This window comes from Zobellia roscoffensis (assembly GCF_015330165.1).
GTDB classification, from domain to species: Bacteria; Bacteroidota; Bacteroidia; order Flavobacteriales; family Flavobacteriaceae; genus Zobellia; species Zobellia roscoffensis.
In genome coordinates this window covers 3,024,990-3,041,985 of the sequence record NZ_JADDXT010000002.1, presented here as the reverse complement: position 1 = coordinate 3,041,985, position 16,996 = coordinate 3,024,990, and the positions used below count along the sequence as shown (strand labels likewise).

At 39.2% G+C, this 16,996-nt stretch carries 8 protein-coding genes; 7 read left to right on the top strand and 1 reads right to left on the bottom strand.

The window, feature by feature from the left end:
• Positions 1 to 299 precede the first annotated feature (299 nt).
• From IWC72_RS12645 to IWC72_RS12615, 7 genes are all read left to right on the top strand, one after another.
• On the top strand, positions 300 to 3,347 hold the full coding sequence (locus IWC72_RS12645) for a SusC/RagA family TonB-linked outer membrane protein (RefSeq protein WP_226979554.1): 3,048 nt from the start codon (positions 300 to 302) through the stop codon (positions 3,345 to 3,347).
• An 11-nt stretch (positions 3,348 to 3,358) separates the two neighbouring features.
• Positions 3,359 to 4,927: a RagB/SusD family nutrient uptake outer membrane protein gene (locus IWC72_RS12640; RefSeq protein ID WP_194530003.1), complete on the top strand. Its 1,569-nt coding sequence runs from the start codon at positions 3,359 to 3,361 to the stop codon at positions 4,925 to 4,927.
• Positions 4,928 to 5,600: 673 nt separating this feature from the next.
• Positions 5,601 to 8,693, top strand: coding sequence for a SusC/RagA family TonB-linked outer membrane protein (locus IWC72_RS12635; RefSeq protein ID WP_194526530.1), 3,093 nt, complete (start codon positions 5,601 to 5,603; stop codon positions 8,691 to 8,693).
• Positions 8,694 to 8,704: 11 nt separating this feature from the next.
• The gene (locus IWC72_RS12630; protein WP_194530002.1) at positions 8,705 to 10,282 is read left to right on the top strand and encodes a RagB/SusD family nutrient uptake outer membrane protein; all 1,578 of its coding nucleotides are present in this window, start codon (positions 8,705 to 8,707) and stop codon (positions 10,280 to 10,282) included.
• Between the two features lie 25 nt (positions 10,283 to 10,307).
• The gene (locus tag IWC72_RS12625; protein WP_194530001.1) at positions 10,308 to 11,024 is read left to right on the top strand and encodes a hypothetical protein; all 717 of its coding nucleotides are present in this window, start codon (positions 10,308 to 10,310) and stop codon (positions 11,022 to 11,024) included.
• Between the two features lie 280 nt (positions 11,025 to 11,304).
• Complete coding sequence (locus IWC72_RS12620) at positions 11,305 to 13,035, top strand: sulfatase family protein (RefSeq protein ID WP_194530000.1); 1,731 nt, start codon at positions 11,305 to 11,307, stop codon at positions 13,033 to 13,035.
• A gap of 425 nt (positions 13,036 to 13,460) precedes the next feature.
• Positions 13,461 to 16,223 (top strand): glycoside hydrolase family 78 protein, encoded by a 2,763-nt coding sequence (locus tag IWC72_RS12615; protein ID WP_226979553.1) that lies wholly within the window; start codon positions 13,461 to 13,463, stop codon positions 16,221 to 16,223.
• 132 nt (positions 16,224 to 16,355) lie between these two features.
• Here the strand turns inward: IWC72_RS12615 and IWC72_RS12610 are convergent, their stop codons facing one another.
• Complete coding sequence (locus IWC72_RS12610) at positions 16,356 to 16,994, bottom strand: gluconate 2-dehydrogenase subunit 3 family protein (RefSeq protein ID WP_194529999.1); 639 nt, start codon at positions 16,992 to 16,994, stop codon at positions 16,356 to 16,358.
• Positions 16,995 to 16,996 lie beyond the last annotated feature (2 nt).

Sequence of the window (16,996 nt, the reverse complement as noted above, 5' to 3'; positions counted from 1 at the left end):
CTACCTTCTACATATTGGTTTATAGCTTACTCATATCTTAAGGGTTTTACGCCATTGCTCTTTCCTAGTAATCTCAATGAATAAACTAAGGTATGCATTCGTTCAGAAAAGGAGTAAAAACGTACAAACCCACTGAATTTCAGCACAGTGCAGGTAAGTTAGCTCGCTATATTAACATAATATTGTCTTGTTGTTAACAAAAGATTAAGAACCCTATTTAACCCTTAGAGCAATCAAATCAACTAACCATTAATTGCTAAAAAAACCACCAATCAATTAAATTCAAAAAAAGGAAAGAAATGAAAAAACCGAATTTAAAAATAACGAAATGGTTCTTAACACTGTTTCTAATGAACATTGCTAGCTTCTACGCTATTGCACAACAAACTACTGTAACAGGAACAATTACTGACATACAAGGCATGCCCATACCGGGAGCCAATATTGTCCAAAAAGGAACCACCAACGGTGTTGTATCTGATTTTGACGGTAATTATACTATTAACCTTAATGAAGGGTCCGATATTTTAGTATTTACCTATATAGGATATAGTAGTACAGAAGAAACAGTTGGAAACAAAACTATAGTAAACGTAACCTTGAACGAAGATACCCAAGCCTTGGAAGAAGTTGTGGTTATTGGATATGGGACCACCACCAAATCTGATTTAACAGGTTCTGTTGCGTCGGTAAGTGCAGAGGAAATAACTCAAACACCTTCTTCAAGGGTTGACCAAGTTTTACAAGGTAGAGCTGCCGGTGTTCAAGTTACTCAAACTAGTGGTGCGCCAGGCGCAGGCACCGTAATTAGGGTTCGTGGAGGAAATTCAATTACGGGAAGTAACGAGCCTCTTTGGGTAATAGATGGTATTGTAGTAGGAACCAATTTTAACCTCAACAATATTAATGCAAATGACATTAAATCCATAGAAATTCTAAAAGATGCATCTTCTATAGCTATTTACGGTTCTAGAGGTGCAAACGGTGTTGTTTTAGTCTCTACTAAAAATGGTCGTGGTGCAGGAACTGGTAAACCTGAAGTTAGCGTTAACATATTTACAAGTATGCAAATGCTACCTGAACTACCTGACTTTTTATCTCAAGAAGAACAGATTGCTTTTACCAACGAACATGCAGAGTTCAGATCAGCTGCAGCTCCTTTTCCTGATGCCCCATCTACTTACCCTAACAATGATTGGATCGATTTAACAACTGGACCAGCCCCAATTTACAATGCGGATGTATCAATTGCAGGAGCATCAGAAAATGTAAACTACTATAACTCTTTAAACTACTTTAATCAAGAAGGTATTGTAAACACCTCTGGAATAGAAAAGTTTATTTTCAGATCCAATTTAGACTTAAATCTAAGCAACAATTTGAAAGCTGGTTTTCGTATTAATTACTCCAGAATAAAAGTAGACAATGGTCTTACCTCTTTTGGTGGTAATGCCTTCGGAACATTACGTACGCAACCCGCATTTAATGATGATGGCACCTTTAATGGGTTCAATGATGTTATTGGTTCGCCTTTCAGCAACCCACTTGCAAATTTTGAATTGAATACAAACGAGACCTTTACTAATAATCTATTGGCTACCGCATATTTAGAATATAATCCAGCTCCGGCTTGGACAATTCGTTCTACATTTAGTCCAGAATTTAACAATATCAAGCAAAATAGGTTTAATTCTAGCCAATTACCAGGTAATCTTGCCATAGGGGTAACTGACGGTGGAACTGCTAGTGTACGAACTGTAGCAAGTACAGGCTGGAATAATGAAAACACCATACAGTATAGACCCGATATAGGCGAAAATAACGGACTTACAATACTGGGTGGTGCCTCTTTTCAAAAAGTAGAAACTGAGACGGCGGAAGCAGAAGCAGCGGGTATTACCAGTGATGCAACCGGTTTTAATAATTTGGGTAATTCCGATCCCATTAGAGCTATTGTGACCAGTGGTTATAGCGGATTTCAAATTGCTTCTTTTTTCGGAAGAATCAACTACGATTATAAAGATAAATACCTATTAACCTTGGTAGGAAGAACAGATGGTAGTTCAGTTTTCGCAGAAGGCAATAAATATGAGTTCTATCCTTCTGTGGCAGCAGCCTGGAAAATTAGTGAAGAGTCATTTATGCAAAATCATAACTTATTTTCCGATTTGAAATTAAGAGCCAGTTGGGGTCGTTCTGGTAATCAAGCGATTGGACCGTATAGAACATTAGGGGTTCTCACCGAAGCGAATACTACACTTAATGGTTCTGAGGTACCAGGATTAACATTGGGTAGACCTTCAAACCCGAACCTACAATGGGAAACCACTACCTCACTAGATATTGCTTTAGAGGCATCATTATTCGGCGGCAGACTCTTTACAGAATTCAACTATTATCAAAAAGAGACCAACGACTTACTTTTAGACGTAACCATACCCAGACAAACTGGCTTTACAAGTCAATTGCAAAATACTGGGGCTCTTGAAAACAAAGGTTGGGAACTGTTGATAAATTCTACCAACATTTCCAATGACAACTTCAACTGGAATACCACCTTGACATTGGCAGCTAATAAGAATGAAATATTAGACCTTGGAGGTCAAGAATTCATAGATGTTGTTGTAGACCCTATTATAGGTTCGGGTAACACGCGACTAATTGTTGGCGAATCAGTTCCTGTTTATACGGGATTAAATTATCTCGGTACTTGGAAGAGTCAAGAAGAAATTGATGCGTCGGGCAGAACAGACCCACAAGTTGTAGGAGGTCCTCGATTCGAGGATATCAATGGAGATGGTATTGCTTCAACTGAAGACAATGTTATTTTGGGTAGTCCGTTACCTGATTTAATCTTTGGTTTCGAGAACTCATTTTCATATAAGAATTTAGATTTTTCCTTTTTCTTTCAAGGTACAACAGGCAATGAGGTATATAATTTAAGAATGCGAAATCACTATTTTAATAGAGGCGAAACAGTAAAATTTGGAGATTTACGTGACCGTTGGACTGTTGACAATCCAACCTCTGATATTCCTAGAGCAGGCGGCGACTCGGTAACAAATACACCAAGTAACTCAGAGTATGTTGAAGATGGGTCCCATATTCGTCTTAAAACGGTACGATTAGCTTACAATTTTCCAACCGAAACGATATTTAAGGGAGTAAAAAACGCGACTCTATACGTATCAGGAAGTAACCTATGGTTATCCTCTAATACTAGATTGATTGAGCCTGAGGCCAGCAACTTTGGTAGAAGTGGATTGGGCAATATAGCACAAGGATATTTAGATGGACAATACCCTAATCCACGAGTGATAACACTTGGTCTTAACGTAACTTTTTAAAAAAATTAAATATGAAAACAAAGAATATTCTTATATACATCTTCGTGGCATTCTCCTTATTTAGTTGTGAGAAGTTTTTAGAAGAAGAACCAAGGGCGATTGTTGCTCCAGAAACGTTTTTTGCATCTGAAAATGATGCAAGACAAGCTATTCAAGGCACCTATGCTATTTTAAAGAACAATTCTATTTATGGCCAAGTAGGTCTTGATCATTTTTATGACAATGGCGCTGATATTATAGAGCCTAACCGTTCTGCAAATTTTGTTGAGCCCATTGGAAATTACTCTATGAATGAATCTTTAGCAGATGTCTCCGTTCAAAAAATGAGTGTATCAGACACATGGAAAGACCTTTATCGAATTATATTTAATACGAACATTATCATTGACAGAGTTACAGGTAATGAAGCTATACTTGAGGAAGCGCGAACAGAAATTATTGCGGAAGCTACTTTTTTACGAGCGTTGTGTTATTGGCACATTACCAATCTGTGGGGTGATGCACCCTATTATACAGAGGTACTACAATTAGAAGAAGTCAGTCAGTTGGGAAGAACAGATAAAGCTACTATACTTAGTGGTGTTTTATCCGATTTACAACTTGCGCAATCAATTTTACCATCTTCCTATCCTGACGATCAAAGAGGTCGCGCTACCAAATGGGCAGCTGCTATTATTGAAGCTAAAATATATATGAAACAACAAAACTGGCAAGCAGGATTGGACAAGTGTTTGGAGATTATTAATCAATCTCCCCATACCTTACTACCCATTTATGCAGAAGTTTTTGACCCATTAAATGAATACAATGCAGAAATCATTTGGTCTTTAGATTTCGCAAAGGACATTGAAGGTATCTTTGATCCCGCGTTTCCAGGCCAGAATTTTGCCGGGAATAACAGTTGGAGGCCAGCCATGTTCAACCCGCGTTTAAGGGATGAACCTAAGAACACTGACGAAAGAGGTGCCCTAGGAGATGCACTTGCAGCAAATGGACAAGCATTCAACGGAACCGGTTTACAAGTAGCCTCAAAAGATTTTGCTGAAAAATTCCCATTAAATGACTTAAGAAGGGAAGTAAATATTGTAGATAATTATTTGGGGTTCGAATTAAATTTTCCTTACATGGCTAAATTCTGGAATCTTGACTTAGAAACCTCTCCACGTTTCAACCACTCTGATAATCGAATGGTTTTTCGATTGGCTGATGTGTATTTGATGGCTGCCGAATGTGAAAATGAGCTTAACGGCCCGGCAAATGCCTATCAGTACATTCATGCGGTTAGAGAGCGTGCTTATGCTGCCCAAGCCGAATGGGAGCTAGTGGGGCTTAGTCAACAAGAATTTAGGGAAGCCATATACGACGAACGTAAATGGGAGTTAGCCGGTGAGGCACACAGACGGTACGATTTGATAAGATGGGGAATTCTATTGGATGTGGTTCAAAATCTAGAATATCGTTTCTGGGAACCCAATGTAAATATCAAACCTTATCATGTGTTGTTGCCTATTCCCTTACAAGAATTGGAACAAAACCCAATTTTGTTAGAGTCTGACCCTACAAATAATGGATATCGCTAAAACATGAGCGATGTTTTTTTAATCGATTATTTTTTTGAGTTGTTTTGAGTGAGTTGGTAAAGAGGGACAAATAAATTTTGTCCCTCTTTTTTATATACTCTTCTACCAAAAATCACCCACTCCAGAACTCGTTACAATATTTAATATCCATCTGGTAGTGATATAAGAGATTTTCAATTCAATTCCAAAGGAAAAATAGCCTATATGTATTATGAACATAACATGGAGATCAAAAGCTACTTTCCGTTATAAACTATTGGGAGCGTTCCTATCCTACCATTCCATTTCGCGTCATCCACCAATCAAACTTTGTCAACCGCATTGCTCAAAAACTGGATAACCCATTTATCTCTACTGTTTTTCTAAAATTCTCTATCTCCAACTATATTAATCAAAACTCTATACTAAATTTTCAATAAACCAGAGTATTGTTTTCACATCTCACTAAAGGGTGAAAAATAATCCTATTAAGGGGTAAAAACATACAAAACAACTGAATTTCAGTACAGTGCAGGTAAGTATTTTTAAATCTAATAAGTATTATTGGTCAAACGAATTTAATGGAAAAGGATACAATTTCTAAAAAGGTACCCTAGACCTGAAAAGGAAAAAGAGAATATCCCTTCCCTATTCAATTCATATAAATACTCAACAAAAACTAAATTCTAACGAGATGAAAAGAAATTATCACGAACATTTTCAACGCATGTTGGCATTATGCATCATGTTCTTGTTCAGTTGTTATGCAATTGCACAGCAAACAACTGTCTCCGGAACTATAATGGCAACAGATGGGATGCCGGTTCCAGGCGTAAATATTGTACAGAAAGGAACAACCAACGGCGTTGTTTCTGATTTTGACGGCAACTATACTATTAATCTTTCCTCAGGCGGCCGAACACTGGTTTTCTCCTATATCGGTTATAAGACTGTAGAAAGACCAGTAAAAAACCAATCGGTAATTGACGTTACCCTTGAAGAGGACTCTCAAAATCTAGATGAGGTAGTAGTTATTGGGTATGCAGCCGTGTCACGAGAGAAAGTATTGGGGGCATTGACCTCGGTTAAATCCGAAGAAATTGCAGAGGTTACCCCTACAAATGCCTTTGAAGGAGTACAAGGTAGATTGGCAGGAGTTCAAATTGCTACAAATGGTGGGCCCGGTGCAGGTTTTGACATAAGGGTGAGAGGTACATCTACATTTAGCGCAGGAGGTACAGGCCCGTTGTACGTTGTTGATGGTCAGCAATTGGACAATATCGATAATATTGACCCAAACGATATAGCTTCTTTAGAAGTGTTAAAAGATGGGGCCACTACAGCAATTTATGGTACTAGGGGAGCCAACGGGGTAGTATTGATTACCACCAAGTCCGGAAAATCCGGGGAGGTAGATATTGACGTAAATGTGGTTACCGGTATCAACTCATTGAACGGTGCAATACCCGTAGCCAATACAAGACAGCGTTTGTTTTATGAAGATGTGCGAAGAACTCCTGCCCAACAGCAAAACCCTACCGGAACCCAGCGAGACTCCCTTAGCCTGAGGCTGCGTAACTCTTACGACCTACAGGACTTGATTACAAGGGCCGGGTTTAGAAACCAGATAAATGTTGCCCTAAGCGCGGGTAGTGACAAGTTAAAAGCGTATTGGAATAGCGGTTTTCTAAATGAAGAAGGTATCGTTATCAATAGCAAATTTAGGCGAATTAATACCCGTTTTAAGTTAGATTTTACACCAAGCCAAAACTTTTCATTAAGTTCTAGTTTTAATGCGTCTTTTGAAGAATTAAGTGGCTTAAGCGAAAATCAAGTTTTTCAACAATTGGTGGAACGGATTGCCTATTACCCAATCTTTGAGCCTAATGGAGACTTTACACCCGAATTTGGTGGTAGGCAAAACCCGGTTGCGGAAGCTCAACTAAGACAGTTAAAATTAAGGACATGGCGGGGGCAAAGTTTTACCTCGCTTCAATATAAATTTACTCCATCATTTTCTTTCAAATCCACGCTAGGTTTGAATTTTAGATTACGAAAAAACAATGATTTTCAACCATTACTTGTTCTTAATCCTAACAATTCCAACCCCTTGGCCAGCTACAGGGACAGAATGGATTATGATATTCAACAAGAGAATTTTGTCAACTACGTCAATAATTTTGGCAAACATAGCGTATCAGCCTTTGCAGGAATGCAAATTCTTAAACGAAGTGAAGAAAATTTTGGAATATCGAACGCTCAATTTGTCTCTGAAGACATACAAACCTTTAATAATGTGGACCCAAATGGTTTAGGTATCAATGGTGACCAAACGTTCAATACGAGAAGTAATTTGTTTTCACTCTTCGGCGGATTCAATTATGACTTTGACAATAGATATTTAATAAGTGCTACCCTAAGACGTGATGGGTCTTCACGCTTTGGTGACAATAAGGAATTTGGTTATTTCCCATCTGGCTCAATAGGTTGGCGCATTAGCAACGAACCTTTTTTAAAGGGTAACGGAACGGTAAACAACCTTTTGCTACGAGCCAGTTATGGTGAAACAGGTAATGACCGTATTGGTGATTACGAGTTTACCTCCGCCCTTGCACCGGGTGCCGTATATGATGGTATAAGCGGTGTGGCCCCTACTCGGCTGGGAAATCCCGAATTGAGTTGGGAAAGTACAATCCAAACAAATGTGGGTTTTGATTTAGGTATGTTCCAAAACCGTTTGAGAATCAATCTTGATGCCTATAGAAAAGACACAGAAGATCTTTTGGCAAATGTTCCATTACCGGAAGAGTCTGGTTTTAGCGGAATTCGCCAAAATGTAGGTGCCGTTCGCAATCAAGGTATTGAACTTAATTTAGGTGGAACCATCCTGCAATCTAAAAACTTTAGTTGGAACAGTAACTTTAATATTAGTTATCAAGAAAACGAAGTCACCAAACTTGCGGGAGGAACTCCATTTCAATCCGGTGACTACCTTATCGAAGAGGGGCAGCCAATCGGTAATATTTACGGTTATAAAAACCTGGGGGTATATCAATATGATGAATCCAATGCTTTTACCGATGATGGAGTTCAGTTGACTCCTAATTTTGATGCCAATGGAGCATTTACGAACTACACTCTAAACGGTCAAGAATTTACAGGTGATTTCAATCAAATTGAGAACGATGGGCGTGTTGCCGAGGGCGGCGATATCATCTGGGACGATGTCGATGGTGACTTCGTGATCACGAATGAAGATCGGCAAATTATCGGTAACGGTCTTCCAAAATACTTTGGTGGTTTTTCCAATGATTTTGCGTACAAGGATATCAGCCTAAGTTTTCTTTTTGATTTTACATTGGGCAACGATACATGGAGGCGATGGGACGAATTAAGAAATGACCTGAATTCTGGGGGAGAAACCCCAGGGCCGGATCGTATTGAAAATGCTTGGTTGAATCCAGGTGATGTTACGGTTTATCCAAGGTTGACCAGGGTGCCACAAAATAGAGATAGGCCCAATAGTTTCTTTGTTACGGATGGCGGCTTCATCAAGCTCCGATTTATACGTTTGGGATATGATTTGCCAAAATCAATTTTAGACGAATTGGGCTTCTTGAAAAAATGTTCTTTTTATATCTCAGCTAACAACTTATTAACATGGACCAATTATCCAGGTTTTAATCCTGAATTAGGTACTCGTGGTAACCCGCTTCAACCTGGTGTGGACAACTTAAGGTTTCCTAACGATCGCGAGGTAATTTTAGGTCTTAATCTTAAATTTTAAACTAAAAAAGGATGAAAACTAAAAATATAAAAAACTATATAGTGATAGTACTGCCCACTCTGATGGTTTTGATAAGCACCCTGTCATGTGAGGAATTGGTAGATGAATCACCAATAAGCGAAATTGCTCCGGATAATTTCTTCAGGAACAATAATGACGCACAGGCAGCCATTATTGGAATGTACGATGCCATGCAACCTGCTTTTAGGCTTAATCATTACTACTGGGGTGAATTTAGAGGTGACAGTTACATCAATGGCAATGATGGCGCCAATGCCAATAATATTGAGCTGACCACAAACGATGTGACCTCAGGAAATGCCGGTGTTCTTAGGTGGGACGATTTTTATGTGTTGGTAAACAGGGCCAACTTGGCCATCGCCAACATTCCACAAATCAGCGGTTTTGACGCGAACCTTTTGGGAGAGGCACAAGCGATGAGAGCCTATGCTTATTTTCAAGCTATACGGGTTTGGGGAGCCGCACCTTTGTTTACAGAGCCAGTATTGGAAGCTAGCCCAGACCTTCAACGCCCCAGAACCGATGCAACGACCATTCTAAACGAGGTTGTCTTACCGGATATGTTGGCTGCCGAAGAAAACATGAACTTAATGACCAACCCCTATCGGTTCTCATTAAGCAGTATATGGGCTTTCCAGGCAGAAGTTTATGGCTTTTTAGGTGAAGATGAATTAGCGAGGGAAGCACTGCTTAAAGTAGTGAACAGCAACGAGTTCAGCCTGGTAACTTCTGCAAGGGACTGGCAGAACCTTTTTCTTAATGATAATATAGACCCTTTTGACCCTAATTCTTCTAGCTCGGGTCCGTTAAAAATGCAACAAGGGCCTGAATTGATTATGTCAATAGGATTTAGTCTAAATGAAGACCCAGGAACCGGTAACAGAAACAGAGCAGGTATTTTCAATCTGTTTTTTGCCGGTATCCCCTCTTATACATTATCCCCGGCCTTGGAGAATAAGTGGCGTGCCAAATTCCCTATCGATTCCTTGGAATGGGTTACTAAGTACCCGGATACAGATCCTGTCTTGACTACCACAAATGCAGATGGTGAAGAAGAGTTCGTATATGGTGATTATCGGTATTACTTATCCCGGGAGGGAGGGACCAATATAGAATTAAAAGGACTTGGTAACGCTAGGCTCGCCAAGTATAACAAAGTAAATTTTAACCAGTCATTTGATGATAGCGATATGGTACTATACCGGTACGCCAATATAATTTTGTATCTGGCCGAGCTAGAAAACCGACTTGGCAACGATACTAGAGCATTGGAACTGATCAATGAATTTAGAACGGCCAGACAATTACCATTGGTAGATGCCGTGGAATTTGGGGCTACTTTGGAGGAGCGCGAACTATTCATTCTAGATGAGCGCCATTTAGAACTTATTGGTGAGGCCCAAAGATGGTGGGACCTTAGAAGGACCAATAGAGCAATGGAAATACTGAATCCGATATTGGATACCCTTACTGGCGGTGCGCCATTAACAGAGGAAAGGTTACTATTTCCGATTTTTGATGAACATATTATTGAAAACCCTCTACTGGAACAAACCCCAGGGTACTAATTCATAATCAAAAAACTTATTTAAAATGAATATACTAAAGAATATAAAGATTTTGCTCTTAGCCGGCCTTATGGTCTTTTTACATGGCTGTGATTTAGACCTGCAGGAACGATTTGTATTTGAGCCAGATGTAGATCTTACCGATCCTTTTGACAACCTTACGGCATGGGAATTTTTCACCTCAGACCGAGTGAATGGCGATTTCAATGAAGATGGGGAACTTATTGGTGATAATTATGATTATTTGGCGGCAGCTATTGAGGCCGCTGATATGATCGATGAATACAATTCCACCAACAGTGACAGAACCTATCTAATGCTGAATAACAACGCATTTACTGGAGGAGGGAATGTTATAGAATTAATAACAGGCTCAGAAGAAATTGCTGAGGGCGAAACCCCTGCAGAGGTAATGACCAGAGCGGACATGAATGTGTTAAGATTGATTTTACAATACCATATCATTACCACTTACATTACACAGAATGACCCCCTATTTGTATATGATGTTAATTATGAATTTCAAACTCTAATTCCGGGAGAAGCTGGAAAAATAGTATTGAGGCGTGATAATCAGTTAAGAATTGATGTAAACACCAACCCTGCCCCACTTCCCAGTACGGCCACGGGCGGTGGAAACAATGAACGTTTGCGCAACTACAATTATGTTTTTAAAAATGGCATAGGACATAGTTTGAACGATCCGGTCAGAAACCAACCTTATCCACCTTCCAACAACTAAGCACTACCCATTAATTAGGTTGTACATGTAGTAATCCTCTGGTTTAAAACAACCTTATTCCAGAGGATATTTACCCTTAATACTCCCATTATACTGTCTAAAAATAAGAAGTCGCCTCTAAGTTATCCTTATTCAAAATTTTAGTGATGCAACGCACGGCTTTCACAACCCTAAACATTAAAACACCCAACATAAATAAAATCAAATGTATTCACCTAAGTATATAAGTATAGGTAATTGAAACAAAAGCCCGAAGACCAAACCAAAAGAACAGATTCCAATGAAAACAAGTATAAAAGCTTCGATTGTTTTACTCTTTTTTATTCTACCACACCTAAATTTTTGGGCTCAACAACAAATAGATCTACACGATGAGAAACCCAATGTCATTTTCATTTTGACGGACGACCAACGTTTTGATGCTTTGGGTTATACTGGGAATAAACTTATATCTACCCCAGAAATGGATAAGTTGGCCAAAGAAGGTACTTTTTTTTCTCAAGCCGCGGTAACAACCCCGATTTGTGCAGCAAGTAGGGCAAGTATCCTTACCGGTCTTTACGAACGTTCACACAATTACAATTTTAGCACAAAGAAAATCCGTGACGCATATATGCAAACCTCCTACCCTAAAATTTTAAAAAATAATGGATATTATACCGCATTTTATGGAAAATATGGAGTGCGCTATAATGGGTTGGATGAACAATTTAATGAATTTGAATCTTATGACCGTAATGCTAAATATCCGGATAAACGCGGTTACTACTACAAAACCTTAGGTAAGGATACGGTTCATTTAACAAGATATACAGGGCAGAAAGCCCTAGACTTTATAAACTCAAAAAATAGCTTGCGCCCCTTCTGTCTATCCTTAAGTTTTAGTGCTCCCCATGCTCACGACTCGGCAGAAGATCAATATTTCTGGCAGGAAGAATCAGATAAATTACTTCAGAATAAAAACGTTCCGTCCGCAAAACTAAAGGATGATCAATATTTTAATGCTCAACCCAACTTTGTAAAATCAGGTTTTAATAGGTTGCGTTGGAGCTGGCGATACAATACTCCGCAAAAGTACCAACATAGCGTTAAAGGCTATTACCGTATGATTTCGGGCATTGACAGGGAAATTACCAAAATCCGAAAAGCACTCAAAAAAAAGGGACTCCACAAGAATACGGTTATTATTGTAATGGGTGACAACGGATATTTCTTGGGAGAGCGTCAACTTGCGGGCAAATGGCTACTTTACGACAATTCTATTCGGGTTCCCTTAATTATATACGATCCTAGAATCAAAAAACAGAAAGATAGCGAAGAGCCTGCCCTTAATATAGATATAGCCCCTACAATTTTAAGTCTTGCCGGAATAACACCACCTAAAGAATACCATGGAAATAGTTTAATGCCCATTATCAAAAACCCAAATAACAAATTAGAGCGAGACACTATTTTATTTGAACATCTTTGGGAATTTGAACATATACCACCCAGTGAAGGCGTACGAACCAAAGAATGGAAGTACATCAGATATATTAATGATATGTCACTAGAAGAACTCTATAACCTCAATAGTGACCCACAAGAAATAAACAACTTGGCCAAAGCTCCTCAATACCGTTCTATTTTGGAGAAGCTCAGAAAAAAATGCAATGCTCTGATCCATGAGAAAACAGACCCTTATTTTGATGGTCCCAAATCACTCCAGGTCGTAATTCAAAAAGCTCCCCAAGGTATTCCAGAATTTCATTGGCAACCGGCAAACAAAAACTTCCAGCAAACTTCGTATCAAATATTATTGGCTTCATCAAAAGAAAACATCAATGACAACATTGGAGATTTATGGAACAGTGGGCAAGTCAATGAAGAGAAACACTATGTCCCAAAAAATGGTAGAATCTATCTAAAGGACGGGGGAACATACTTTTGGAAAGTTCGCATTTGGGATAACAAAAATAGGTTCTCCAAATATTCAGAATATCAAACCATTCAACTTAACAATTCCAAATAAAGACGTTGCTATCGGCATAAACATCTAGCTTTTGCAGGATAGTGCAAGATACATTTTACCAGACAATAACGTATTTTACCGCCGAAAATGAAAAATAAATTCCAAAATAAGTCAAATAAACACATGTTTGGACTATTGGTACTGCTCTTAACCTCAATTAATACAATATCCCAAATGCAAACACGGGCTTAGAGATAATTCTGGCGGACAAGTTATTACACGAAGTTTTGTAATCAACACTAATGACCATAAAGAGAAGGTTTTTTTTTGATTCTGACGATTATAGAACAATGCTGCGGATGGGCACCAACGCTAAGGTCAATCATTTGGAGTTGCACAATTTAAGCTCTTTTACCGGTAGAGCTTAGACCAAGAGTGCTTAATAAAATAGTCAAATCAACCGGAACAACTCAAATTTCCAAAAAATGAAAGGCAAAACAAAAATTACCGCTTTACTCCTCATTGTTCTAACCATGGGACTAACGTCCTTTAGCATACAGAAAGTCCAAATACACCAATTGGTAACGGAGTATAAAACCAATCCTATTGGTATTGATGTCCTAAAACCCAGATTAAGCTGGCAATTAGACTCCAACAAAAAAAATGTAAGCCAGACTGGTTACGAAATTCGTGTAGCAGATTCAAAAAATGATTTACAAGGAGGAAAAAACCTCATTTGGACATCTGGAAAAATAGAAAGCCAGCAATCCGTTAATATTGTTTATGAAGGCCCAGAACTTAAATCTATGCAGCGCGTATATTGGCAAGTACGGGTGTGGGACAACAAAAACAGAGCTTCGGTGTGGAGTACTCCCGCCTATTGGGAAATGGGTATTTTGGACAAAGCCCTATGGACTGCATCTTATATTGCTATGGATGATATTACTACCGAAAAGAAATCGCATCCGTCACAGTATTTTAGAACGGAATTCCAAACAAATAAAACCATCGCTTCGGCTAAGGTACAAGCCACTTCTTTAGGAGTGTATGAACTTTACCTGAACGGAAAAAAAGTAGGCAACGATCATTTTACTCCAGGTTATACAACATATAACAAAAGGTTGCAGTACCAGACCTACGATGTTACCAATATGCTGAAAGACAAAAATGCAATTGGTGCAATTGTAGGCGATGGTTGGTATAGAGGAAACATAGGCTGGAAAGGCGATTATGCCTTTTACGGAAACCAACTGGCCCTGCTAATACAATTGCATATAAACTATACCGATGGAAGTAGTGAAACTATAGTAAGTAATGGTGATTGGAAAGCATCTTACGGCCCTATACTTGAATCTGATATGTATAATGGTGAAAAATACGATGCCCGACTAGAGATGGACGGTTGGAATCAAAACGGATTTGATGATAGTAATTGGAAAAAAGTGGAAATTCTAGACCATTCCAAAGATATTCTGGTAGCGCCACAAGGACCTCCGGTAAGAGCAACTGAAGAAATAAAACCCAAAAAGCTCATTACCACCCCCAAAGGAGAGGTGGTATTGGATTTAGGACAGAACATAGTGGGCTGGGCCAGAATGAAGGTACAAGGCCCAAAAGGTTACAAGGTTACCCTTAAGTTTGCGGAAGTCCTTGATAAAGATGGTAATTTCTACACCACAAACCTACGCGCTGCTGAGGCAACGGATAGTTATATTTTAAAAGGTGAAGGAGAAGAGGTTTTTGAACCCCATTTTACCTCCCATGGTTTTAGATATATTCAGGTCATAAATTATCCGGGAAGCTTAAATCCTGATGCTATTACAGGAGTTGTAATTCATTCGGATATATCGCCTACCGGAAGCTTTACCACTTCAGACCCAATGATCAATCAATTACAGAGTAATATTCAATGGGGACAACGAGACAACTTTTTAGATATTCCTACGGACTGTCCACAGCGCGATGAACGAGCGGGCTGGACAGGTGATGCTCAAGTTTTTAGCATGACTGCTGCTTTTAATTTTGACGTAGCTACATTTTATACAAAATGGTTAAAAGATTTAGCCTTGGACCAGCACGATAACGGATCCGTGACCAACGTAGTGCCTGACATTTTAACGGGAGGAGAAGGTGTTAGTGCCAAAGGTGGCGCCACAGGCTGGGCAGATGCTGCGGTAATTATTCCGTGGACGGTATACCAGTCCTATGGGGACAAACGTATTTTAAAAGAGCAGTATGATAGTATGAAAGGTTGGGTAGATTTTATGGCTCTGAAATCAGGTGAGGACTATTTATGGAACGACCCCAAGCATTGGCATTGGGGAGACTGGTTAGCCTATAATGCGGACAAACCCGATTACAATGGATCTGTTACCGAAAAAGATTTAATTGCTACCGCATACGCCTATTATTCTACGTCTCTCTTTAGCAAAATAGCCGCCGTATTGGGGAAAACGGAAGACATTGAAAAATATGCCGAGCAAGCCAAAAGCATAAAAAAAGCTTTTGTTCAAGAGTATGTTACCCCAAACGGGCGTTTGGTCTCCCATACGCAAACGGCTTATGCAATGGCCCTTTCCTTTGATCTGATTCCTGAAAATTTAAAAGAAAAATCCGCTGAATACTTCGCTCAGGACGTGAAAAAATTCGGGCATTTGACTACAGGTTTTTTAGGGACACCCCTACTCTGTACAACCCTTTCCAAAATAGGTCGCGATGATTTGGCCTTTATGTTGCTCAACAGAAAAGAATTTCCGTCCTGGCTTTATCCAATAACCATGGGAGCCACAACTATTTGGGAACGATGGGACACGCAAAAACCCGATGGGACTATTATTGAGGGTATGAACAGTTTTAATCACTATTCGTACGGTGCCATTGGAGAATGGCTTTACACCTATGTAGGAGGATTGAGAATAGACCCTAAAAAACCAGGTTATAAACACATCATATTTGACCCTCACCCAGGTGGAGGGTTGACAGCTGCAAAGGCTGAATTCATATCCCTTTATGGAAAAATAAAATCTGACTGGGAGATAAAAGATAGCGAATTTCATTATGAAGTAACCATACCCGCTAATACTACCGCATCTGTAACGTTATCGGGAGCTACACTAGAAAACATTAAGCTAAACAGCGCTAAGTTAAAAGCCGAAATGCAAAAAAACTTAAAGCAAACGCAGCAAGGTGTACAGCTTGAACTGGGTTCAGGAACTTACCGCTTTTCGTATCCTCAACCGGCTAAATAAAATCACCCATTACTATTTGGGGAGAACACCAAAGCCCAGCTTTAAAAGCTGGGCTTTGGTGTTCTAGGATAAATGCGACAATAAGTTGGTACTAAAAAATGTAATTGACCAAGAAATGGAGCATAAAGAAAGCTACAAAGACCAAGCTCTGCCTCCCGATACTTCCTGTAAATCTATACATCCTTTTTGTGCGCCCGGAATAGGGTCATAGGCCATGACCTCTTCCCCAATAATTTTACTAACTTTAAAAGCTTCTATTCCCCTAATTCGTAATGAATTCAAAACAAAAAAATTAACCGCATCATCGGATGGTAGTTGAGCTCCCTCCTTTTTGGAGGCAGCTACCTCCATATTCCATTTCTTTTTATTCTCGGCATCAGCCTTAAAATAATGGGCTACCCTTTTTTCTATATCACCTTCCGTTAAATCACTTGAGACGTTCTTTCCTGATTTTTCAAGGGTTGTAGACGAATACTGCTCTACACCTGCTTTAAAAGCTGTTTTTTCTTTTTCCGTAGATATAACATCTAGATAGCCATCTATAAATTGGGCCAAGTTCAAATCTGTTGCTCCAGGCACATCTGAAGTCTTAGGTATCATTACCTCTAAGGTCTTTGAAACAATATCAGCTTCATCGGGCGAAAAAAATACAGGGTTCCATGAAACCTTTTTTTCTTCGGTACAACTTTGAATAAGTGTGACTACAGCAGATGACATAGTTAAGGCGCCTAGCGATAATCCAATGTTCTTAAGTGCTTTTCTTCTTTGCAAAA